Consider the following 22,853-nt stretch of genomic DNA (forward strand, 5'->3'; position numbering starts at 1 on the left):
GCACCGTGACCGGGGAAAGCATTGGCGGGGACAGGGTCAGAGCTGGAGGCCGAGTCCCCGAACTACTTGCCGGAGCTATATATTTTTGAATAGTTGTTAGACTGTGAACAAGCAATGATCACCTGCCCAGAAAAATGCATCGAATGGATCAAGATCGGGATCAGTGGTCTGACACTTGTTTCAATCTTTATTGCGTTTCTTACTTATCGAGCCAATCTCGGCAAGATCAACGACGATCGGGCCCGAGAGCGTGACAAAGAGTATGTGTCTCAGTTCAAATCGTCTCTGGAATGGTCGTTCAATGCTTTGACGGCCGATGGCAAGAGAATTCCTCCAAAGGCGGATCGCCTCAACTGGTTAACTGCAGCACGCCATATTCTGCGGGCAAAAAAAATTCAGGCTCTAATTACTCATCCAACATACATAACGATTGCAGAAGAGATCGAGGAATTCTGGCGTCACAAGTACTACCTAGCTCTAAGCGATCCCTCTCTGCTTAATTTTCATTATTTTATGAATAAAGACAGGCCTGCTTGGCCGGAGAACATTGAGATAACATCAGCGCTAGTAGTGATCGACTTCTCAAACTGGAAGAATGGCACAAGTGATCCAACTGACTTAGTCGATCATGAAGTGCTTATGACCCAGGGAGAGGGCCTTAATGGAAACGCTGGACGCGGGCTCAGGACATACATTCAGCACCTCGAGAACTTGAAAAAACTAGAGACGCCGGCTAACGGGACGGCGGTCTAACAATTCATTTAAGCCCGTGCGTCGCGGGGGGCATCGCCATGCAGAGCATTACACGTATCGACGCCCTTTCCTATAAAGGGCCGGACGGATACCGGAGTCGGCTAAGCTGGTTGGCTGTCAGTCCCACAAAACTTCTTCGGGCCGTCTACTGCTGACCTGCGTCTCGTAATCCGCGTCGACGTGCCCGAGGAACTGTTCAGTACTCGCAAATCCACCGGCGAGCCGCAATTTCGTCACCTCGTTCGCCAGGCCCACACCATTGAGCAGCAACACCGGGTACTGATCGTCGTAGACCTCTCGCTGGACGGCCTCCGAGAAGAACGAGGTAGTCACGTAAGCACCAACCCAGCCACGACGGAGCCGAGCCACGGTTCTAGCGATATGAACGCCTCCAGTAGGGGCATCGATCTTCTCGCACTTGGCCTGACCCAGTACGACCAACTTCGTTCCGCAGAGACCATCACCGATATCGATGCGGCCCACGAAATCAAGGCCGCCATCCCCAGTACCGCGAGTCAGCCATCCACGGTGATACTCGGCACCGGTACCGCGCACCATGGATTCGCAGGCAAGACTTGCCAATGCCTCGAAACGATAGCGCTTAGGCTCATAGAATCGATAGATCGCTTCCAATGTTCTTCCGGTTTCAGAAGTCTGCGGGGCGATCTGATCACGCTTCGGCAAGATGTGATAACGAGCGACGCGACGTTTGACGCGCTCGATCTCCGGGCTACCGAACTTCACCCACTGCCGCCAAGCTTTCGGTGCCGTGGCATTGGCAACGTCGGATGGACGCGTAGGATCGCGCCGATCATGAATCCATTGCATCGCCAGACTCTCGTCCTCTTGGGTAAGGGACAGCACGGCCAAGTCGAATAGATAGTTGGTGAAGAAGCCCCCATTCTTTTCGGAGAACTGCGTTACCCGTCGCGCGCCGATGATCAGCGCCAATCCGGAAAACTCCTTGAACCCCTTCTTTGAAGATCGGAACAGGAGAATCGGTGCGGCACGCTCGCGCTTAATTCGGTCGGGCGAGGTATGAAGCTCGAACTGACGAAGCAGGGTCCGGTTCCCTATCGCCGTCGATGGGTCGACTTCGGGTGTCTTATTGTCACCGAAATAGCGCGCAAAGCCGTCGTCCGGCGCCAACGTGTCGTGCCACGGGTTCTCCACCGAACCACGCTTGTTCTCGTTGCTGGACAGAAGTACTACCGAAAGTCGTTCTCCATCTACGGCTAGCGTTGAACTCGGCGCATTGATACCACGTTCCAACTGCAGTCGTGGGAAACCCTGGGCGGCCACCACATGGTGAAAATTGGAGATGCCATCAACCTCGGGCAGCTCCGGCAAAGGAGGTCTGGCGTATCGATATAACTCTCCCATCCGAAACCGCTTCACCGGCATGTTCTCCTACACACATGAAGATCTATTCAAAGCCGGCACTTGTTCTCAGGCAGGATCGTGCACAAGGATCTGTACAATAGAAGGCAAGGACGGCAATGCTAACCGCGAGTCTATCCCGAATTCGTCATGGCAGGCTTATGGCTGAGCGGATCGACAACAGCAGTTTTTCTGCCACGATCGGACTGACACTGTTGCCTATTTGTCGGAATGCATGCCATTTGGTGGGGTGGAATACGAACCAATCCGGGAAACCTTGAAGTCTCGCCGCTTCGCGCGGCGAAATCACTCGAGGTTTCTTAGGATGGATAGGACGCACCGCCTGAAAGCTACCTTTGTCGGAATTAGTGCCAGCACGCAAAGTAGGGCAGAATCCCTCGGGATCCAAACGCGGAGAACGATAGACAAGGTCTACTTCTCCTGGTGCCAAGGCGTCGAATCGCGCCACAGTTTCGCCGCTGTGACGAGTACCTAAGAAGCCGGAGACCTTTCGCTTACGAGCCAGATGGAGAGCCTCGGGATTGCCGACACCTTCCGGGACATGCCCCTCGACTCGTTCGGCGAAGTCGCCACCTCCAAGTTCCTTGACGGTCCGCCAACTCTGTTTTTCCTGCTGCCAGTTTGCGTCCACATCCGGCAAACCACACAAAGCTTGCTTCACCTTGACTTGCTCAGTCTCCGGATTCGGCATGAACGAGTCGACGGAGAGTGCAGCAACGCGGGATGGATCGAAACCAACGAAGAACACACGCGTACGCGTGGTCGGTGCACCGTAGTCGCTTGCTCTGACTCTGATGGGAGCCAGCACGCGGTATACCGGGGGCAACCTGGAGAGCGCTGCCTCGATGACCGGAGAGTTTCCCTCACGCAGGATTCCCAAGACATTCTCGGCAACGAAAAAAGCAGGACGCGTTTCCGCCACGAGCCGGAAGAACTGACCGAACAACAAGTTTCGGGGATCGTCCTTGTCGCGCTTTCCTATGAGACTGAATCCCTGACAGGGCGGACCTCCGATCAGCCCCGCAAGCTGCTCAGGCGCAACGCCGCAGGTTTCCAGCAGGCGGGCACCAGTCAAAGCACCTACATCTTCTCGGAGATGAGTCGAGCTTGGGAAGTTGAATGCGTGTGAAGCAGAGGCAATAGGATCCAACTCCACGCTTCCGGCCACGCGGAAACCCGCACGAGCGGCCCCCAGACTGAGGCCGCCCACGCCAGAGAAGAGATCGATCACGGTCGGTCGATTCATCATCCGAATTCTAAAGGCTCTCTGCTCGTCTGTCGATCGCTTGCGCCTAAGCTAGTCGAGGGTAGCATGTTCGACTAAGCAACTCTCGCTTACAGCCTTATTGACATTACAGCCACTTCTCATGACCGATAGGATTTCAACCGAAGCCAGAAGCGCCCTGATGCGCGCGGTGCGCGGCAAGAATACGGGTCCGGAATTGATAGTGCGTAGCATGGCTCACTGCTTGGGTGCTCGCTTCCGCCTATATCGCAAGGATCTACCGGGAACACCGGATCTGGTGTTTCCATCCCGTCGGCTCTGCATCTTCGTTAACGGCTGTTTCTGGCATCGTCACGAGGGCTGCCGTTTGGCCACGATGCCGTCTTCCAATGTAACTTTCTGGCAGAACAAGTTCACTCGCAACGTAGAACGCGACAAAGAGAAGGCCCAGCAACTTCGACAGGCCGGCTGGCGAGTAGAGACGATCTGGCAGTGCGAGACGCGCAATACGGCGGCCCTGGAAAAGCGTCTACGGGAAATTCTCTCCCCCTCCCCAAAGGGACTGAATCGACCAGCTAAAGGGATGGCACAATTAGGCTAGCGTAACGGCGCCAGGTCAATCCGGTTCCGCTAGCTCTTTTAGCTCGACCTGGCTCTCGTATCCCCAGAGAGGGATCAGTAAGCAGCCTCCATAAATACAGGAAATTGGCGATAGAATCTCCGATATTTTTCGACCTCATTTGCGTCTAGGCGCACTCCTTCGCCTGTTACAGCATCTTTGTATTCGTCCGAGGACTTAGATGTGGGAAGGTACCGATCTAAAGTTATTTTCTCTCTTAGCGTGACCGGTGCTAGATCCATGCGGCAGTATCTGGGGTTCCCCTCGCTATCAGCCAGGCCCTCCTGCTGCCTTAGCACATCTCTCCATGCCTCTCGGTCATGCTCAGCGATTAGTGCGCCACCGACCGTAACCATGTCTGCATTATCTTTATGATGCATCAGGAAAAGTGGCTGGAAGCCGTAGTCGCCCTCATCGCCAGCTCTCGATAAACTAAAGACCCTATGCCACATATAATTCGAAATGGCCTCTGCTAGAAACCTAGGAAAATCGAGATCCGAAACGTCCCCGGCGACGCCAGGCTTATCCAAGAGTTCTACGAACTCCTTTGGCACTGCGCTTTTACCTAAAAATTGAGCAACGACGCCTAACCCCGTCTTTGGCGACTGCGGGCTAGCACCAATTGCGGTTGGCTTGGGCCTGTAAGAACCCCGGGCGCCATTTATCGTAATGGCCACAATCGAATTGCGCTTCGCCTTTGCCAGCAGCATGTCGATGTCACCGATAACTGTCTCATCCATCCGACCATCGTAATCAAGCCAAGCCATTACCGGACGCTCCCATAGCGCTGCGGCGATACCTTCTTTAAGAAGTTCACCACACTCGCCCGCAAGCACCTTAATGGTCGAGAAAGGACGATTGAATTCTGCCCGCGGCGCATGAGCCTGACGCTCAATCGAGATCATATCGTCCACATGAAGTGTACGATGGGCGATCTTGAAATCACTAAACCACATAGACCCGAAGCCAAGATACCAAAGGTCTACGAGGGTGAAATTTTTCTTCGCCGATAACGCGAGGTCGAATACCAGCTTTCGCTCTATAGCTTTATTGGCCCTCAACCCATAGTCGAACCGCTGAAAAGATGGAATAGACATCAATCCATCTCCGTCTTCTTGTAATACTCAAACGTATAGATACCAAGATCTTTGAGAGACATTCCCACGTTTCCGATGTGATCTTTTACAGCCTCAACCTCTTTCCTATCTCGTTTATAGGAAATATTAACCAAGTCTGGCCTATCGACCATCGCCAACTTTGGAAGCGCCAAGGCCTGGGGTTGCATAAGCGTTGAGATGTCGACCTTTTCACTCTTTTCTTCGGCTGCACGTGCAGTAGTTATATCGGATTTACGTTTATTAGTGTACTCAGTGAAAGTCTTTGAGACTTCCTTCATTTTCACGACTGCGCGCCGGTAGAGGGGGCTTGATATATCAAGCTCTCGTTTGGTCGTAGTCCAAGGCAGTGCGCGCTGATCATCCGACTCAAAAAAAACATAGCCAGCGAAACCATTGTACTGCGGATGCCAAACATTAAAGCCGTCATTGCCCCAGATGGTTTTCTCGGTCTTATCTGCGGCCAGCACCACTCTTCCGTTGCAGATAACGAACCAGCCGAATTGCTCCACTTTATCGGGTTTCAGTTCATCTGGAATATCCTCCGGGAGCTCATCGGCCAGCCCGGCAAGTACTTTTACATGTACACTTGCATCTTCATATGATCCAACATATGGCCGAACATTATCTGACTGCTTGAGTCGATATTTGTACGATGGAACCAACGTGCCATTGACGACGATCTTTAGGCCTTGGGCAATGAAGAACGCGTAATCGCGCGCAACATCCCGGATAAATTGCGTCTCAAACGAAGGATCGTTCAGAAGGCTACTGACCCCATCGTTCAGACTCTGGACCTCAATTTTCGTCCCTTTATGCACATCAGGATGCAAGTCCTCGTACTCAAAGTCCCAATCTGGAGAGCGCTCCCAGTCATCTACATTTATGACGACTTTGAATGACGCATCCTCTGCATGACTGATCACTTCGCTGCGGCGGCCTAGCTTGAATATCGCACGCTTCATTCCGATGCCGTACAGGCCAATTCCGCCTTTCGTATCATCCTTGGCACCGGGTCTCCGACCAAAGTGGAAAGCGTAGTCAATTGCGTCGGACAGGAGGATCCCTCCGCAATTGTCCTCAATCATGAAATAATCTTTACGCCATCCGAGCTTTATCTCGAAGGCAGCTAACGATTGGCTTCGGTCTGCAGCATGGCCTCGTCTTGCACCGTCGATCGAATTGTCGAGCAGATCAAAAATACAGTCTCGTAACGTGATATCACGTGTAATCATGGTTACGAAGAAGTCTTTTGTGGCATCCGCGTGGATTTTTCGCTCTTTCGCCGTTTCCTTCGCCTCGACACTCATTACCTGCTCCTTGATCTAACTACACCATTGCCTTATTCAATTCCGCGGATCAGCGGCGTTCCTTAGGCCCATTGGGCCTAAGTCCTGGTAGCGTAGGCCGCCGATAAGACCGATCTTACCTCCAACAACTTCACCAGCCTCTTTAACTGTTGTCGCACATGCTCGCCACATCGGTCTAGCCACTCCGCAGGTTCTATGGCCTCGGCATCACTGAGACAGTGTGCCTCATGGAGAACCCATAGAGGCCTGTTGTCACATAGCACTCCAAGGCAGCCGATGCAATTACCTCGATGAAGTGGACGCTAGAGCAAGTAGGACTGGCAGGCACACGCGATAACGCTAACGGTTGCCAGGTTGGGGAAGTCAACCAGGTACATCTGCTAATGCCGTTGGCTTAGCGACCTTTGTAATTCGCAGAAAATTGCTTACCCCTCCCCCTTCGCTTTTCCTATAAGCGAAAGGCAGTAGTGCCCCCTAAGAGGAGGCGGCCGCTGGCCGCCTCCTCTTAGGTTCACACCCCAACCGGGTTAGCCTTCTCCGGATCGATCCTGTACTGCTTGATCGCCCGAGCCACATCCTTCCCGGTCATCTTGCCGTCCTTGGCCAGCGCGGCGATGGCGGCATGCGCGATGTAGTACCGATCCACCTCGAAGAACCGGCGCAGGTTGGCGCGGGTATCCGAACGGCCGAAACCGTCCGTACCCAGCACGGTGTACGACATCGGCACGAACCCGCGGATCTGGTCGGCGAACACGCGCACGTAGTCGGTGGCGGCGATGGCCGGGCCCTGGCGGCCTTCGAGCTGCTCGGTGACGTAGGCCTTGCGCGGGGCCTTGGCCTCCGGGTGCATGCGGTTCCAGCGCTCGGCGTCGAAGCCGTCCTTGCGCAGCTCGTTGAAGCTGGTGCAGCTCCAGATGTCGGCGGTGACGCCGAAGTCCTTGTCCAGCAGCTCGGCCGCGGCGATGGCCTCGCGCAGGATGGTGCCGCTGCCCAGCAGTTGCACGCGCAGTTCGCCCTTCTTGGGCTTGCCGGCATCGTGCAGCAGGTACATGCCCTTGATGATGCCTTCCTCCGCGCCGGCCGGCATCTCCGGGTGGGCGTAGTTCTCGTTCATCAGGGTGAGGTAGTAATACTCGTCGATCTGGTCCTGCATCATCGACTTCATGCCGTGCTGCAGGATCACCGTCACCTCGTAGCCGAAGGTGGGATCAAAGCTGCGGCAGTTGGGGATGGCGCCGGCCAGCAGGTGGCTGTGGCCGTCCTCGTGCTGCAGGCCCTCGCCGTTGAGCGTGGTGCGGCCGGCGGTGCCGCCGAGCAGGAAGCCGCGGGTGCGCATGTCCGCCGCCTGCCAGGCGATGTCGCCCACGCGCTGGAAGCCGAACATGGAGTAGTAGATGTAGAACGGCAGCATCGGCACGTCGCTGACCGAGTAGCTGGTGCCGGCGGCCAGCCACGAGGAGATCGCGCCGGGCTCGCTGATGCCCTGCTGCAGCACCTGGCCGCTCTCGTCCTCGCGGTAGAACATCAGCTGGTCGGCGTCGACCGGCTTGTACTTCTGCCCGAACGGGGCGTAGATGCCGATCTGGCGGAACAGGCCTTCCATGCCGAAGGTGCGCGCCTCGTCGGCGACGATCGGCACGATGCGCGGGCCCAGCTCCTTGTCGCGCAGGGTGATGTTGAGCGTCTGCACGAAGGCCATGGTGGTGGAGTAGGTGCGCTCGCCGCTGGCCTTGAGCAGACGCTCGTACTTGTCCAGGCCGGGCACGACGAAGGACTTGCTGGCCTTGGGGCGGCGCGACGGCAGGTAGCCGCCGAGCGCGGCGCGGCGCTCCTTGATGTACTGGACCTCTTCCGAATCCTCGCCCGGGTGGTAGAACGGGATCTGCTCGGCCTCTTCCAGCTGCTTGTCGCTGACCGGGATGTTGAAGCGGTCGCGGAAATGCTTGACCGAAGCGTCGTCGAGCTTCTTGGTCTGGTGGGTGGGGTTGAGCGACTCGCCGGCCGAGCCCATGCCGTAGCCCTTGACGGTCTTGGCCAGGATCACGGTGGGCATGCCCTTGGTGTTCACCGCCTGGTGGTAGGCGGCGTAGACCTTGTGCGGGTCGTGGCCGCCGCGGTTCAGGCGCCAGATGTCGTCGTCGGACAGGCTGGCGACCATCTCACGGGTCTGCGGGTACTTGCCGAAGAAATGCTCGCGCGTGTAGGCGCCACCGAAGGCCTTGCAGTTCTGGTACTCGCCGTCGACGGTCTCCATCATCAGCTTGCGCAGCACGCCGTCGGTGTCGCGGGCCAGGAGCGGATCCCAGTACGAGCCCCACAGCAGCTTGATGACGTTCCAGCCGCCGCCGCGGAACACGCCTTCCAGCTCCTGGATGATCTTGCCGTTGCCGCGCACCGGGCCGTCCAGGCGCTGCAGGTTGCAGTTGACCACGAACACCAGGTTGTCCAGGCCCTCGCGCCCGGCCAGGGCGATGGCGCCCAGGGTCTCGGGCTCGTCGGACTCGCCGTCGCCGATGAAGCACCAGACCTTGCGGTCGGACGGCTCGATCAGGCCGCGGTGCTCCAGGTACTTCATGAACTGCGCCTGGTAGATGGCGCTGAGCGGGCCCAGGCCCATCGACACGGTGGGGGTCTGCCAGAACTCGGGCATCAGCCACGGGTGCGGGTAGGAGGAGATGCCCTTGCCGTCCACTTCCATGCGGAAGTTGTCCAGCTGGCTCTCGCTGATGCGCCCTTCGAGGAAGGCGCGGGCGTAGATGCCGGGGGCGCTGTGGCCCTGGATGTAGAGCAGGTCGCCGGGATGGTTCTCGCTGGGGGCGCGCCAGAAGTGGTTGAAGCCGACGTCGTACAGGGTGGCGCTGGAGGCGAAGCTGGCGATGTGGCCGCCGAGGTCGCCGGGCTTGCGGTTGGCGCGCACCACGGTGGCCATGGCGTTCCAGCGGATGATCGAGCGGATCTTCCACTCGATGGCCGAGTCGCCGGGGCTCTTGGCCTCGTGCTGCGGGCCGATGGTGTTGACGTACTCGGTGGTCGGCGAGAACGGCAGGTAGGCGCCGTTGCGGCGGGTCAGCTCGACCATGCCCTCCAGCAGCTGGTGCGCGCGCTCGGCGCCCTCGGCGTCGATGACGGCCTTGAGCGATTCGATCCACTCCTGCGTCTCGACGGGGTTCGGATCGTTGTTGAGAACATCGGTCAACCAGTTCATAGCGCTCCCAGTTAGGCCGCGCTGCCGCGCGATCCACAGTGTCTTCGTGAAGCCTGCAAGTGTATCGCAACCGTTTCCATACTCGTCCCGCTACGCAGGCGTATGGAGGGCCGGGTTTGCCCTGGGGCCCGTTCACGATCCCAGGAGGGGCACGGCCCATGCTGGTCGGCGCTGTGGCCCGGGGATGACTGGCGGGGCGAGCCTTTTGTAGGAGCGACTTCAGTCGCGATGGGGCTCTACCGGTAAGGCCTCATCGCGACTGAAGTCGCTCCTACGGGGATCGTGGACGGGTTCTGATGGCCGGGATTGGTCCGACCAGAGGAGGGGCATGCCGGGTGGCGGGCCGGGGGGCGCCGTATGGGGACAACGGGGAGGGGATTGCCGGGTTCGGCGGCGAAAGGCACCCCTCCCCAGCCCTCCCCTTCGCCTTCGGCGAAAGGGAGGGGGCCTGGGTTCCCTCCCTTGCTGAGGGGGCCAGGGCTTCCTTCCCTTGCTGAGGGGGCCTGGGCTTCCTTCCCTTGCTGAGGGGGCCTGGGCTCCCTTCCCTTGCGATGGAGGGGCGCCTTGGCCAGTCCTCTTGCGATGGAGGGGCGCCTTGGCCAGTCCTCTTGCGATGGAGGGGCGCCTTGGCCAGTCCTCTTGCGATGGAGGGGCGCCTTGGCCCCTCCTCTTGCGATGGAGCGGAACCTTGGCCCCTCCTCTTGGGAGGGAGTCTGGCCCCTCCCCTTGCGAAGCAGGGGGAGGCTGGGAGGGGGTTGGCGCCGGCCGGGCGGACGTCCGCCGCTGCGCCGATGGCCACTGGCGCCGCGAGAACAGGGTTCAGATACCGCCGCTACTCGGCAGCGGCGCGGGGACGTTGAGCATGCCGCCGGCGGCGACGTAGGCGGCCAGGGCCTTGCCCTGGCTGAGCAGGTGGCGGTTCATGGTGCGCTCGGCGCCCTCGGCGTCGCGGCGGCGCACGCAGTCCATCAATTCGCGGTGCTCGGCCAGCGACTGCGCCATGCGCCCGGGCGTGAGCAGCTGGCGGCCGCGGTGCATCTTGAGGATGCGGTGCAGGTCGTGGGTGACGCGGATCAGCCAGGGGTTGCCGGCGCAGTCCTGCACGGTCTCGTGGATGAGGTAGTTGCAGCGGTAGTACTCGGCCAGGTCGCCGGCACCGGCGGCGGCCTCCATCGACTCGTGCAGCCGCTCCAGCCGCGCCACGCCGGCGTCGTCGATGCGGCGCACCGCCTCGTAGGCGCAGCGGCCTTCCAGCATCGCCATCACCGGGAACAACTGGTTGAGGTCCTCCAGCGACAGCCGCGTGACCCGGCTGCCGCGCCCGGCGTCGATCTGCACCAGCCCCTCGGCGGCGAGCAGCTTCAGGCTCTCGCGCAGCGGGGTGCGGCTGATGCCCAGTTCCTCGGCCAGCGCCGGCTCGTCGATCCACTCGCCCGGCGGCAGTTCGTAGTCGTAGATCTTCTGCCGCAGCCGCGCGGCCACTTCCTCGTAGAGCGGCACGCGCTTGCGGGTCGGACGCGGATCGGCGGCGGAGACCAGGGACATGGGCGTCATTCTACTTCGCGTGCCGTCACGCTCCCGTGGAGCAGGGCCGTCCAGGCCCTGCCCGGTGCCGGGCGCGCCGCTGCGCGGCCGGCTCACATCCAGCCCGGCACCACGAACAGCAGCCACGCCAGCAGCGGCCCCAGCGCCACCACCAGCCCGCTGTAGACCAGGAACCGGCGGAACAGCTTCTCGCGCTCGTCCTTGGCGGCCGAGGCCACCACCAGCGCGCCGTTGGTGGAGAACGGGCTGACGTCGACCACGGTGGAGGAGATCGCCAGCGCGCAGATCACCCCGGCCGCGCCGAGGTGGCCCTGCATCAGGAACGGCACCGCCAGCGGGATGGTGGCGCCGAGCACCGCTGCCGAGGAGGCGAACGCGGAGACGATGCCGCCGACGTAGCACACCAGCAGCGCGCCCAGCAGCGGGATGCCGATCCCCGACACGCCGTGGCCGATGTAGTCCACCGCGCCGGCCTGCTGCAGCACCGCGATGTAGGTGACCACGCCGCTGATCAGCAGCACCGTGGACCAGCTGATGCCGTCCACCGCGCCCTTCTGCGCGTTGGGCGAGATCAGCGCCAGTGCCACCGCCACTGTGATCGACACCAACCCGACGTTGAGGTCGTAGACCAGCGCCGCCACGCCCAGGCCGAGCAGGCCGACCAGGGTGATGAAGCGGTCGCGGTTGAGCCGCACCGCCTCCAGCGCCACCGGGTCGGTGGACGAGGTGCCGCCGCCGGCCGCCAGCAGCGCGCCGTGGCCCTCGATCGCGAACTGCCGCGAGGAGGCCTGCGTGCCCTCCACCTCCGCCGTCGCCAGCACGCCCTGCCGGCGCAGCAGCTGCAGCCCGCCGAACGCCAGGAAGCAGATCACCGCCATCAGCAGGTTGAAGCCCAGGCTGGTGAGGAACACCGCCATCTCGCTCACGTCCAGGCCGGCCTTGGCCACCACCTGGTTGGTGATGCCGCCGTAGACGCTGATCGGCGAGAAGCCGCCGCCCTGCGCGCCGTGGATCACCAGCAGGCCCATCATCAGCGGGTTGATCCGGTACTGCTTGGCGAAGCGCAGCGCCACCGGGCCGATGATCGCCACCGCCGCCGGGCTGAGCGCGCCGAAGGCGGTCAGCACCGCGGTGACGACGAACATCACCCAGGGGATGGCGACGATGTGCCCGCGCACCGCGCGCACCGCCCAGTGCACCAGCAGGTCGATGGTGCCGTTCTTCTGCGCGATGGCGAACAGGTAGGTGATGCCGACCAGGGTCAGGAACAGGTCGCCGGGGAACCCGGCCAGGACCTCCTTGCCGCCCATGCCGACCCAGACGCCGCCGACGATGAAGGCCAGCGCGAATGCCACCGCGCCCATGTTGATGGGCAGTGCGGTGGCGACGATGAACATGATCACCAGGCCGATGATCGTTGCGATTTGTGGACTCATGCGCCCTCCCGAGACACCTGATTCACGTACAGCGTCGAATGGCGGCCCGCCATTCCGGGGTTGTTGCACGTCTTGCGGTACCTGCTTGGCGTCGAGTGCCGGTGCTCGAAGCCCCTCTCCCACCGGGAGAGGGGTTGGGGTGAGGGTACGAGGCGAAGCCCTCGCGATGCCTAGCTGCACGAGGCTTCCGTACCCTCATCCGCCCCTTCGGGGCACCTTCTCCCGACGGGAGAAGGGACACTGGCACTCGACACCGATCGGGTGCCGGTAAAGCTCCATAGCCGCTCCCACATCGCTCCTGCGAAAACCGGAAAGAACCGCTGCTACTACTGCGCGCGGGCGCAAGCACCCGCGACCCATTCCGCGACGCCCTCCAGCGTCTGGAAATCCTCCACCGCGCGTGCCTCGCAGCCGGGGAAGCCGTCGCGCGTCATCCGCGCCAGCGCCCCGCCCGGGCCCAGTTCCAGGAACACGCGCGCACCGCGCTCCACCGCCTGGGCAAGCACGTGGTGCCAGCGCACGGTGTGGGCGATCTGCGCGGCGAGCGTGGCGACCACGCGTGCGCCCGTCGCCACCGGCAGGCCATCGACGCCCGCCAGCACCGGCGTGGCCGGCGCGCGTACCGCGGCGGCCTGCAGGCGCTCGGCGAAGGCATGCGCGGCCGCCCTCAGCCAGGGGGTGTGCGCCGGCACGGAGACCGGCAGCGGCACCGCGCGCGCGCCGCGCGCCGTGGCGGCCTCGGCCAGCGCACGCAGTGCCGCGGACGGCCCGCCGAGCACGTAGTGGTCCTCGCCGTTGACGATCGCCACTGCCGCGCCATGGCGGTCGCACAGCTGGCCAATCGCCATGGCGCGCAGGCCGGTGACGGCGAGCAGGCCGGCATCGGCCGGGCTGGCCTCGTCCATCAGCCGCGCGCGCTCGACGGCCAGCGCCAGGCAGGTGGCGTCATCGAAGCTGCCGGCCAGCGCGTGCGCGGCCAGTTCGCCGACGCTGTAGCCGAGCGCCAGCCGCGGCGCCGGAAGACGCGGTTCGAGCGCCCGCCAGTGCGCCAGCGCCCCGGCGCAGACCAGCGGCTGCGCGCAGCGGTTGTGATAGCGGTCGGCATGCGCGGCCAGCTCCTGCACGTCGCGGCCGAGCGCGTCGCTGGCGGCGGCGAGCACCGGCGCGGCGCGCGGGTGGTCCTGCACGCGCGCGAACATCGCCGCATGCTGGCCGCCCTGCCCCGGACACAGCAGCGCCAGGCTCACGCGATGCGCTCCTGGCAATGCAGGAACCAGGCGCAGGCCAGCAGGTCGGCGCTGCCGCCGGGGCTGAGCCGGCGCGCGACGAAAGCCTCGCCGATGCGCGCCAGCCGCGCCTTCCAGTCCGGCCGGTATGCGCCGCCGCCGGCGAGGAATGCGCGCGCCAGCCGCTGCGCGCTGCGCAGGCCGGTCCCGCCGCCGCGATGCAGCAGGTTGAGGTCGTCGACCTCGGCGACCAGGCACATCAGCGTCTGCGCCAGCGCCGCCTCGCGCGCGAGCCCGGCGGCCAGTGCCCGGCGCAGGGCCGGCAGCGCGACCGCGCGCAGCAATGGGTAGCCGTCCGCGGCCTGCTCGCGCACGCCCGCCACGCCATGGCGCACGCGCATGCGCTGGCCATGGCTGTGCGGGTCCAGCGGCGCGGCGAGCAGGGCCTCGCGCCATTCGCGCACCGCCATGCACACCGCTTCGGCGTCGGGCGCGCGGCCGTCGCGACGGTAAAGGCGCGCGGCCTGCGCGGCGAGCAGGCCGAGGCTGAAGATCGCGCCGCGATGGGTGTTGATGCCGGCGGTGGCGCGCAGCATGCCGGCCTCGGCGGCGATGCCGAGCCGGCGCAGGGTGTCGAACGCCGCCTCGCGAGCGCCGGCCTCGGCGATGGCGACGAAGTAGCCGCGCAGCGCGAACAGGCTGCGCATGAAGGTGGACGCGTCCATGTCGGCGTGGCTGCCGTTGTCGAACGGGGTGACCAATCCCGGCTTGGGAGCGCAGGCCAGTTCGGCGTGCAGGCTGGCGACGGCGAGGCGGCCGAGGCGATGGGCCAGCGGCGAGGCCGGGAGCGGGGGCCGCAACGCAGGAGTGCCGCCTGGAACGATGGACCGGGAAGATGCGGCGCGCATGCGACCGGCATCCCTCGCTTCGACGGCTTTTCGCCGTCCTGTAGGAGCGACTTCAGTCGCGATGGGGCTTTCCCGGTAGAGCCTCATCGCGACTGAAGTCGCTCCTACGGGGATCAAGGCGTCGGACGGGGTGATTGGCCCCGGCTTGGGCGCGCAGGCCAGTTCGGCGTGCAGGCTGGCGACGGCGAGACGGCCGAGGCGATGGGCCAGCGGCGAGGCGGGGATGGGGAGGGCAGTGGGAAGTTGCGATTGGATCCGCAAGTCGCTGCGATAGCCGTCGGCGGATGTACTCAGCGAAGTTTCGCCAAGAGCACCCTCATCCGCCCTACGGGCACCTTCTCCCGCAAGCGGGAGAAGGGATTGGCTTTCCCGCGGTTGTGCGCGCAATCCGTGGCAACTCCCTTCTCCCGCTTGCGGGACTGGGCACCCTCGCGGTGGAAGGTGGCGCGAAGCGCCGGATGAGGGCCGCTTTTCCGCGTTCATGCCGTGCTCCACAACGAAAACAGCGCCGCACGCGGCAGCAGGCGGCAACCACCTTGCGACTTCGCCAGTACCTGGCGCGCGTCGCCGGCGTACTCTCGCCAGCTCACCGCGAGGTCGCCGGGCAGCAGCAGTTCGCCGTCGGCGCGCAGGCCGTGGCGACGCTCCCATTCGCGCAGCAGCGCGGCGATGGCGTCGGCCTGCGCGGGCCCTTCCACCTGCCACAGCAGGTCGAGGTCGGAGCCGTCGCGCACGTAGGCCAGGCCGGTGATCGCCTGCCAGGCGAAGCTGCCGAACACGCGCGGCGCCAATGCAGCTGCCTGCGTGGCACGCACCAGTTCGTGCAGCGCCGGCCGGGCGGCTTCCGGCGCGTTGTCGATCACCTCACCCAGTGGCAACGGCTCCGCTTCGCGGCACACGTGCGCCACCGGTGCCAGCAGCGACAACCGCTGCTTGTGCTCGGCCGGCGGCAGCGGCACGCCCAGCCGCAGCATGCCTTCGGGCTCGCTGCCGTCGCGACGCGCGACCACGGCCGGATGGCCGGAGGCGAACCACGCCTGCAACCGCGGCTGCGCACCGGGCGTCAGCGCCTGCCAGCGTGCGTCCCCGCGCAACCAGACCAGGGCGTGGCGGGCGGCCATCTCAGCGCTCGCCCGCGGCCACGGCGGCGGCGACATCGCGCGCCAGGGTGCGGCCGCCGCGTTCGGCGCCGAGCGCGCGCCGCTGGTCGCCATCGACGGGGGCGGCCAGCGCGGCCAGCAGTGCGGCGGCCAGGTCGCCCTCCCATACCGACTCCACCGCGCCCATCCGCACGTAGTTCTCAACGCCGGGCGCGAACACCGGCGAGCTCTCGCTCAGTGCCTGCAGCTTCTCCAGCGGCTGCTTGGTCACGCGCGCCATCGCGCGCAGGTCCATCACCCGCACCTGTGCCTCGGGCAGGGCGTGGATATGGTCGGCCATCAGCCCGAACGACAGGAAGCCGCCGCTGACCGACTCGCCGTACACCAGCGTGACCAGCCGCGCGCCGCGGCGGCGCGCCAGCTCCAGCGACTTGGCCAGGTGGGCGAAGTAGCCGTTGATGCCGAGCAGTTCGTCGCGCCGCGACAGGCGCTGGCCGGCGGTGTCGGCCAGCATCACGATCGGCCGCCGCGGGTGCTCGCGCGTGCTCGCCAGCACGGTGGCGGCGAGCGCGAGCGCGTGGTCCACGCCGACTTCCAGCTTGTTGGCGGTACCGATGACCGTGACCTCGCCGGCCGCGGTGGTGGCGGCGCCGGCGAGCACGTCGTCCTCGCGGCGGATCGCGTGCCCGAGCGGGAACAGGCGGTCGAGCAGCGGCGTCAGTTCCATGGGGCGCTCCGGTCGGCGGTGGCGGCGAGGAAGGCCTCGGTGTCGAGCAGCGGCAGCCGCTCGGGTTCGGCGATGCCCTGGCGGCGCCAGATCTCCAGGCCGTCGCGGCACTCGCCGTAGCCGGCGATGCGGCGCGACAGCCGCGCGTGCTCGTGCTCCAGAGCGGCCAGCAGGTCATCGCCCTGCTGCAGGGTCTCGAGCACGGACACCGCGGCGTCGGCGAAGGCGCCGATGCGGTCGGCCACCAGCGCGTCGGCCTCGCCCAGCAGGTAGCGGTGCTTGCCGCCGGTGACGCGCCAGACCAGGGCGCGGTCGCGCGAGTCGAACTCCTCCACGCCGCGCACGGTCTCGATCACCTCCGGCCCCGAAAGCGACAGCCGTCCCTCCTCGGACATGATCACCGCGCTGCAGCAGCGCGCGACGATGCCCATGCCGCCGAAGGCGCCGTTGCCGCTGCCGATCAGCGCCAGCACCGGCACCCCGGCGGCGCGCGCGGACAGGGTGGCGCGCATGATCTCGGAGATGGCGACCAGGCCGGCGTTGGCCTCGTGCAGGCGCACGCCGCCGGTGTCGAGCAGCAGCAGCACGGCATCGGGCACGGTGGCGGCGGCGCGTTCGAGCAGGCCGGTGAGCTTGGCGCCATGCACCTCGCCGACGCCGCCGCCCATGAACGGGCCCTGCTGCGCGGCGACCAGCACCGGCCGGCCGCGCAGGCGGCCCTCGCCGACCACGATGCCGTCGTCGAAGGCGCCGGGCTGGTCGAGCTGGGCCAGGTGCGGGCTGGCCAGGCGCCGGCGCGGGCCGACGAACTCGGCGAAGCTGCCGGCATCGAGCAGCCCGGCGATGCGCTCGCGCGCGTCGGCCTCGTAGAAGCTGCGTGCGTCGGCGGCGATCGTGCTCATGCGCGTCCCCTGCAGCGATCGGCCGCTACCGTAGGAGCGACTTCAGTCGCGAAAAGCTTTCCCATTTGAATCCGCGCACATGGATGCGCGGGCGCTCGCAGAAGGACCTGCATGGACGCCCCATCGCGACTGAAGTCGCTCCTACGGGGGGCGCGGCGAGGGTGGGCGCAGAAGCCATGAGGGCGCGCGGTCTTCATGCCCCGCCCTCCCGCAGCGCTTCCAGTGCCTGGTCCAGGCGCAGGCCGACCACCGCCGGGGTGGCGCCGACGTCGTTGATCGAGATGCGCACGTCGCGCAGCGGATGGCGCGCGGCGAAGTCGTCCAGCACCGCCTGCCAGATCTCGCCGAAGCCGCGCGCTGCGGTGACGATCTCGATCTCCATCGCGCCGTCCAGCGGCACGCGCTCGACCAGCACCTCGAGGTTGCCGGAGGCGACCACGCCGACCAGCGCATGGTCGTGGCGTGCCTGCACGGGGTCGCGGCCATCGAAGCGGTAGCGCAGGGTTTCCATCTCGCACCTCACCAGTTGCGGAAGCGTTTGGGCGGGTCGTACAGGCCGCCCGACCAGCGCACCAGGTCCTTGACCGTGCGCGCGGCGAGCAGGTCGCGGGTGGCGTCGCGGGTGCGGATGCCCAGGTCTTCCGGGCGCCGGATCACGCCGCGGTCGCGCAGGTTCTCGACCATGGCGCGGTCGCGGCCGAGGCCGACCGCGGTATAGCCGGCGACGCCGCGGATGGCCTGCTCGCGCTCGGCCGGGCTCCGGCACAGCAGCAGGTTGGCGATGCCCTCCTCGGTCAGCACGTGGCTGACGTCGTCGCCGTAGATCATCACCGGCGGCAGCGGCAGGTCGGCGCGCTCGGCCAGTTCCCAGGCATCGAGCCGGTCGACGAACGCCGGCGCCATGTGCTCGCGGAAGGTCTCCACCATCTGCACCACCAGCTTGCGCCCGCGCGGCATCTCGCCCGGACGCGCGGCCTCGCGGCCGGCCTTGAGCCAGGCCTCGCTGGCGTGGCGGCGGCCGCGCGCGTCCGAGCCCATGTTGGGCGCGCCGCCGAAGCCGGCGATGCGGTCGAGGGTGGCGGTGGAGCTGTTGCCCTGCAGGTCGATCTGCAGGGTGGAGCCGATGAACATGTCGCAGGCGTACAGCCCGGCGGTCTGCGACAGCGCGCGGTTGGAGCGCATCGAGCCGTCGGCGCCGGTGAAGAACACGTCGCCGCGCGCGGCGATGTAGGCCTCCATCCCCAGCTCCGAGCCGAACGAATGCACCGACCGCACGAAGCCGGACTCGATCGCCGGGATCAGCGCCGGGTGCGGGTTGAGCGCCCAGTGGCTGCAGATCCGGCCCTTCAGCCCCAGCGACTCGGCATAGGTCGGCAGCAGCAGCTCGATCGCCGCGGTGTCGAAGCCGATGCCGTGGTTGAGCCGCTGCACGCCGTACTCGGCGTAGATGCCCTTGATCGCCATCATCGCCATCAGCACCTGGATCTCGGAGATCTGCGCCGGGTCGCGGGTGAACAGCGGCTCGATGTGGTGGGGCCGCGGCGCATGGGTAACGAAGTCCACCCAGTCGGCGGGGATGTCCACCCGCGGCAGGGTGTCGACGATCTCGTTGACCTGGGCGATGACGATGCCGCTCCTGAACGCGGTCGCCTCCACGATCACCGGGGTGTCCTCGGTGTTCGGGCCGGTGTAGAGGTTGCCGTCGCGGTCGGCGGCCTGCGCGGCGATCAGCGCCACCTGCGGGGTGAGGTCGATGAAGTAGCGGCCGAACAGTTCCAGGTAGGTGTGGATGGCGCCGATCTCGATCTGCCCGGCGGCCACCAGCCCGGCCAGGCGCGCGCCCTGCGGGCCGGAGAAGGAGAAGTCCAGGCGCCGGGCGATGCCGCGCTCGAACACGTCCAGGTGCGCCGGCAGCGACAGCACCGACTGCACCATGTGCAGGTCGTGCACGCGCGCCGGATCGACATCGGTCAGGCACTGGGCGAGGAAGTCGGCCTGCTTCTGGTTGTTGCCCTCCAGGCAGACGCGGTCGCCCGGCTCGATCACCGCCTCCAGCAGCGCGACCATGTCCGCGGACGGCACCACGCGCCCGCGCGGTGCCAGCACGGCCGCGCGCTGCAGGCGGCGGCGGCGGTCCTCGGCCATGCGGTCCCAGTCTCGATTCATGCGCGCTCCGGTCTCGGGGCCCCTGCCGGGCCATGTAATCTCGATCTAATTACAAAGTAATTATGAAAACCGGCAATGTCCCGCCGCGGCGCACCATGGCCGCCGGCGGCGATGCGATCCTCGTTCGCAGCGGATTGCACCGAGGCCGGTTCCGATATATCTTTTCGCCGATTCGATATATCGGAAACGATGATGAAACCGTCCTTCTCCCGCCGTCACGACACCGGATCGCCGGATGAGCGGCACGCCGGCGCGCGCGGTACGAGCCAGGGCCGCCATCCCGGCCGCCGGCTCGGCCATGGCGACCTGCGCCAGCTGCTGCTGGTGCTGATCGAGCAGCAGCCGCGCCACGGCTACGAGCTGATCCGCCTGATCGGCGACATGTTCCATGGCCTGTACGTCCCCAGCGCCGGCGCGGTCTACCCGGTGCTGGCGCAGCTGCAGGAACATGGCCTGGTGCTGACCGAGGACGAGGGCGGCCGCAAGCGCCACGCGCTGACCGCCGAAGGCCGCGCCTTCATGCAGGCCCATCGCGACCAGGTGGAAGCCACCCTGGCGCGTACCACCCGCAGTGCGCGAAGCTTGGCCCGGGCCAACCTGCCGCAGCCGGTGCGCGAGGCGCTGGAACGCATCAAGCGCGCGCTGGGCGAGCGCCTCGGTCGCTGGGACGACGCCGAGGCCGCGCGCGTGGCCGCGCTGCTGGATGCCGCCGCGGACACCATGGAACAAGGCGATCGCGCATGAAGCGCGACGGCCCGCGGCCGCTCGCCGGTGCGGGCCCGTGCATCGCCCCGCCCGGTTCCCGCCCTCCCCTTTGTTCCCGCATTCCAACTACAGGACATCCCCATGTCGCTGCATGAAAACCTCAAGCTCCGCCACGCCGTCCGCTTCCGCCAGCTGCAGGTGCTGCGCACCGAGACGCTGACCCCGCACATGCGCCGCATCGTGGTCGGCGGCGAGGAACTGGACGGCTTCCACAGCGCCGCGCCGGACGATCACGTCAAGCTGTTCTTCCCCAATGCGGAAGGCCGCATCGTCACCCCGGAAATGGGCCCGGACGGTCCGCGCTACCCGCAGGGCGTGCAGCCCTCGCCGGCGCGCGACTACACCCCGCGCGTCCACGATGCCGAACGCAGCGAGCTGACGCTGGACTTCGTGCTGCACGGCGACGGCGTCGCCTCGGCCTGGGCCGCGGCGGCGCAGCCGGGCGACACGCTGGTGGTGGGCGGCCCGCGCGCCTCGTTCGTGGTGGCCGACGACTACGACACGCTGGCGATGTTCGGCGACGAGACCGCGCTGCCGGCCATCGCCCGCTGGCTGGAGGAACTGGATCCCATGGTGCAGGCGCGGGCGTTCATCGAGATCGCCGATGCCGGCGAGCGGCAGCCGCTGCCGCCGGCCCCCGGCGTCGAGGTCACCTGGCTCGAGCGCAACGGCACCGACGCGGCCACCAGCACGCTGCTCGAGGACGCGCTGCGCGACTTCGCCGCGCCGCTCGGCGAGACGTTCTACTGGATCGCCTGCGAATCGCGCCGCGCACGGACGCTGCGCAAGCTGCTGGAGGAACGGCCCGAGGTGGATTCCGATTCGATCCGCGCCACCGGCTACTGGAAGGCCGGGCCGGAGGGCTGAGGCCGCACGCGCGCGTCGGCCGCGAGCGGCCGATGCGCGGGGGCCGCGGGGACCGGCGACGACGCGGCTACTCTCCCTCCGGCGTCCCCGCCGAAGCCGGCCCGGTCGCATCCAGGTAGGTGGTGCTCCAGGGGCCGATCGCGGTACCGATGATCGTGGTGTCCTCCGCCGCGCCGTCGTAGTGGACCGCGCCCGCCGGCACCACCAGGTAGCTGCCGGCCGGATACGCCTGTGCCGCGTCCCGGTCCGCGCTCGCTCCGTAGCCGATCCGCAGCACGCCGCGCACGACGAAGATCCGCGCCGTGGCCGAGTGGAAATGCGGCGCGTCCCAGCTGCCGGCGGGAATGAAGAAGGCATACGAGAAGGGCACGCCGGCACGGTCGCGCACGCCTTCCAGCAGCGTGTAGCGGGTGCCGTCCGGCGCTGCTTCGCCCCACTCGATCGCTGCCGGCGACCATCCTGCCGGCGCTTGCTGCGGAATCGCCGCGGCGGCGGCTGTCGGGATCATCGCCAAGGTGGTGAACGCGCGCAGGTGCATGGGCTGCCTTTCCGTCATCGTGGGAAGGCCAGTGTCGGCAGCCGCAAGAATCCGTGCCGGCCGTTCTCGGACATGGCTGTCGCCGACGCAGAAGGACCGGCCGTGCCGGCAAGGCCCGCGACGCGGCGATGCGGGTCGAGGGCAAAGTGCAGCGCCGGTACTTGCGCGCCGACGCGGCACCGGGCCTGGACGATCGTGACGCGGGCCCACCGCGCGGTGGCGCGCGCGGATACGACGAGGCCCGCCGTAGCGGGCCTCGTCCCATGCGGTCGCCGCCGTGGCGACCCGCCGGCGGTTACTGCGCCGCGGCCGGCGCCTCGGCCGTGGCCTCGGTGGTGATGCGCAGGTTGACCTCGTCGCTGACGTTGGGCGCGTAGGCGCCGACGCCGAAGTCGCTGCGCTTGAGGGTGGCGGTGGCGTCGAAGCCGATCGCCGGCTTCTTGGCCATCGGGTGCTCGCCGCCGCCGTTGAGGGTGACGTCCAGGGTCACCGGCTTGGTGATGTCCTTGATGGTCAGGTCGCCGGTGACGGCCAGCTTGTTGGTGCCGGTGGACTCGACCTTGGTGCTCTTGAAGGTGGCGACCGGGAACTTGGCGGCGTCGAAGAAGTCGGCGCTCTTGAGGTGATCGTCGAACTTGGCGGTGAAGCTGTTCAGGCCCGACAGCGGCAGGGTGACCTCGACGCTGGACTTGCTCACGTCGTCGGCGTCGTACACCAGGGTGCCGTCGACGTTGCCGAAGTGCGCGCTCGGGTGCGAGTAGCCGAAGTGGGTCCACTGCGCGAGCACGTCGGTGTGCGACGGGTCGAGCTTGTAGGTGCCGGACGCGGCCGCGATCGCCTCGGCGGACGCGGCCGGGGCCTGCGCCGGCTCGGCGGCGGCGGATTCGGCGGGCGCCTGCTGGACGGACGGCGCGCCTGCCGGCTCGGCCGGCTGGTCGGCGGTCTTGGAGCAGGCGGCGACGGCGGCGGCCAGGGCGAGGGGAAGCAGCAGCTTGTTGAGTGTGGTCATGGGGTGGACTCCGTGCTTGGAAAGGCGGCGAGGAAT

The 22,853-nt window shown here is 65.8% G+C and carries 20 protein-coding genes; 4 read left to right on the top strand and 16 right to left on the bottom strand.

The window, feature by feature from the left end; translation table 11 throughout:
• Window positions 1-114 precede the first annotated feature (114 nt).
• Entirely contained in the window at window positions 115-753 is a 639-nt protein-coding gene (locus tag LRX76_RS05350) for a hypothetical protein (RefSeq protein ID WP_231802858.1), read from the top strand.
• A 117-nt stretch (window positions 754-870) separates the two neighbouring features.
• Here the strand turns inward: LRX76_RS05350 and LRX76_RS05355 are convergent, their stop codons facing one another.
• Window positions 871-2,157: a restriction endonuclease gene (locus LRX76_RS05355; RefSeq protein ID WP_231802859.1), complete on the bottom strand. Its 1,287-nt coding sequence runs from the start codon at window positions 2,155-2,157 to the stop codon at window positions 871-873.
• A 124-nt stretch (window positions 2,158-2,281) separates the two neighbouring features.
• On the bottom strand, window positions 2,282-3,400 hold the full coding sequence (locus tag LRX76_RS05360; protein WP_231802860.1) for a DNA cytosine methyltransferase: 1,119 nt from the start codon (window positions 3,398-3,400) through the stop codon (window positions 2,282-2,284).
• 121 nt (window positions 3,401-3,521) lie between these two features.
• Between LRX76_RS05360 and vsr the strand changes: the two genes are divergently transcribed.
• Complete coding sequence (gene vsr / locus LRX76_RS05365; RefSeq protein ID WP_231802861.1) at window positions 3,522-3,980, top strand: DNA mismatch endonuclease Vsr; 459 nt, start codon at window positions 3,522-3,524, stop codon at window positions 3,978-3,980.
• Between the two features lie 74 nt (window positions 3,981-4,054).
• On the opposite strand, the gene LRX76_RS05370 is transcribed toward vsr, so the two are convergent.
• From LRX76_RS05370 to mdcA, 12 genes are all read right to left on the bottom strand, one after another.
• Entirely contained in the window at window positions 4,055-5,095 is a 1,041-nt protein-coding gene (locus LRX76_RS05370; protein ID WP_231802862.1) for an O-methyltransferase, read from the bottom strand.
• On the bottom strand, window positions 5,095-6,423 hold the full coding sequence (locus LRX76_RS05375; RefSeq protein ID WP_231802863.1) for an ATP-binding protein: 1,329 nt from the start codon (window positions 6,421-6,423) through the stop codon (window positions 5,095-5,097). The genes LRX76_RS05370 and LRX76_RS05375 overlap by 1 nt, the downstream gene beginning before the upstream one ends.
• 511 nt (window positions 6,424-6,934) lie before the next feature.
• Entirely contained in the window at window positions 6,935-9,628 is a 2,694-nt protein-coding gene (gene aceE, locus LRX76_RS05380) for a pyruvate dehydrogenase (acetyl-transferring), homodimeric type (RefSeq protein WP_231802864.1), read from the bottom strand.
• An 819-nt stretch (window positions 9,629-10,447) separates the two neighbouring features.
• On the bottom strand, window positions 10,448-11,173 hold the full coding sequence (locus LRX76_RS05385) for a GntR family transcriptional regulator (RefSeq protein ID WP_231802865.1): 726 nt from the start codon (window positions 11,171-11,173) through the stop codon (window positions 10,448-10,450).
• A gap of 92 nt (window positions 11,174-11,265) precedes the next feature.
• Entirely contained in the window at window positions 11,266-12,609 is a 1,344-nt protein-coding gene (locus LRX76_RS05390) for an SLC13 family permease (RefSeq protein WP_231802866.1), read from the bottom strand.
• Window positions 12,610-12,935: 326 nt separating this feature from the next.
• Window positions 12,936-13,856 carry a malonate decarboxylase subunit epsilon gene (gene mdcH / locus LRX76_RS05395; RefSeq protein ID WP_231802867.1) on the bottom strand — a complete coding sequence of 307 codons (921 nt, stop codon included), beginning with the start codon at window positions 13,854-13,856 and terminating at the stop codon, window positions 12,936-12,938.
• Complete coding sequence (gene mdcB / locus LRX76_RS05400) at window positions 13,853-14,695, bottom strand: triphosphoribosyl-dephospho-CoA synthase MdcB (protein ID WP_231803355.1); 843 nt, start codon at window positions 14,693-14,695, stop codon at window positions 13,853-13,855. Before mdcB ends, mdcH begins: the two co-directional genes overlap by 4 nt.
• A 527-nt stretch (window positions 14,696-15,222) precedes the next feature.
• The gene (mdcG, locus tag LRX76_RS05410) at window positions 15,223-15,864 is read right to left on the bottom strand and encodes a malonate decarboxylase holo-[acyl-carrier-protein] synthase (protein WP_231802868.1); all 642 of its coding nucleotides are present in this window, start codon (window positions 15,862-15,864) and stop codon (window positions 15,223-15,225) included.
• A 1-nt stretch (window position 15,865) separates the two neighbouring features.
• The gene (gene mdcE, locus LRX76_RS05415; RefSeq protein WP_231802869.1) at window positions 15,866-16,570 is read right to left on the bottom strand and encodes a biotin-independent malonate decarboxylase subunit gamma; all 705 of its coding nucleotides are present in this window, start codon (window positions 16,568-16,570) and stop codon (window positions 15,866-15,868) included.
• Window positions 16,561-17,472 (bottom strand): biotin-independent malonate decarboxylase subunit beta, encoded by a 912-nt coding sequence (locus LRX76_RS05420; RefSeq protein WP_231802870.1) that lies wholly within the window; start codon window positions 17,470-17,472, stop codon window positions 16,561-16,563. The genes mdcE and LRX76_RS05420 overlap by 10 nt, the downstream gene beginning before the upstream one ends.
• 193 nt (window positions 17,473-17,665) lie before the next feature.
• The gene (gene mdcC / locus LRX76_RS05425) at window positions 17,666-17,983 is read right to left on the bottom strand and encodes a malonate decarboxylase acyl carrier protein (RefSeq protein ID WP_231802871.1); all 318 of its coding nucleotides are present in this window, start codon (window positions 17,981-17,983) and stop codon (window positions 17,666-17,668) included.
• Window positions 17,984-17,991: 8 nt separating this feature from the next.
• Window positions 17,992-19,638 (bottom strand): malonate decarboxylase subunit alpha, encoded by a 1,647-nt coding sequence (gene mdcA / locus LRX76_RS05430; protein WP_231802872.1) that lies wholly within the window; start codon window positions 19,636-19,638, stop codon window positions 17,992-17,994.
• Window positions 19,639-19,830: 192 nt separating this feature from the next.
• On the opposite strand from mdcA, the gene LRX76_RS05435 reads away from it, so the two are divergent.
• Both LRX76_RS05435 and LRX76_RS05440 read left to right on the top strand, forming a co-directional pair.
• Complete coding sequence (locus LRX76_RS05435; protein WP_231802873.1) at window positions 19,831-20,382, top strand: PadR family transcriptional regulator; 552 nt, start codon at window positions 19,831-19,833, stop codon at window positions 20,380-20,382.
• Window positions 20,383-20,484: 102 nt separating this feature from the next.
• A complete protein-coding gene (locus LRX76_RS05440) occupies window positions 20,485-21,270 on the top strand; it encodes a siderophore-interacting protein (RefSeq protein WP_231802874.1) in 786 nt (261 codons plus the stop codon).
• A 67-nt stretch (window positions 21,271-21,337) separates the two neighbouring features.
• On the opposite strand, the gene LRX76_RS05445 is transcribed toward LRX76_RS05440, so the two are convergent.
• On the bottom strand, window positions 21,338-21,808 hold the full coding sequence (locus LRX76_RS05445) for a cupin domain-containing protein (RefSeq protein ID WP_231802875.1): 471 nt from the start codon (window positions 21,806-21,808) through the stop codon (window positions 21,338-21,340).
• A 295-nt stretch (window positions 21,809-22,103) separates the two neighbouring features.
• A complete protein-coding gene (locus tag LRX76_RS05450) occupies window positions 22,104-22,817 on the bottom strand; it encodes a YceI family protein (protein ID WP_231802877.1) in 714 nt (237 codons plus the stop codon).
• Window positions 22,818-22,853 lie beyond the last annotated feature (36 nt).

The sequence above is a fragment of the Stenotrophomonas sp. MMGLT7 genome, assembly GCF_021168555.1.
Lineage (GTDB): Bacteria > Pseudomonadota > Gammaproteobacteria > Xanthomonadales > Xanthomonadaceae > MMGLT7.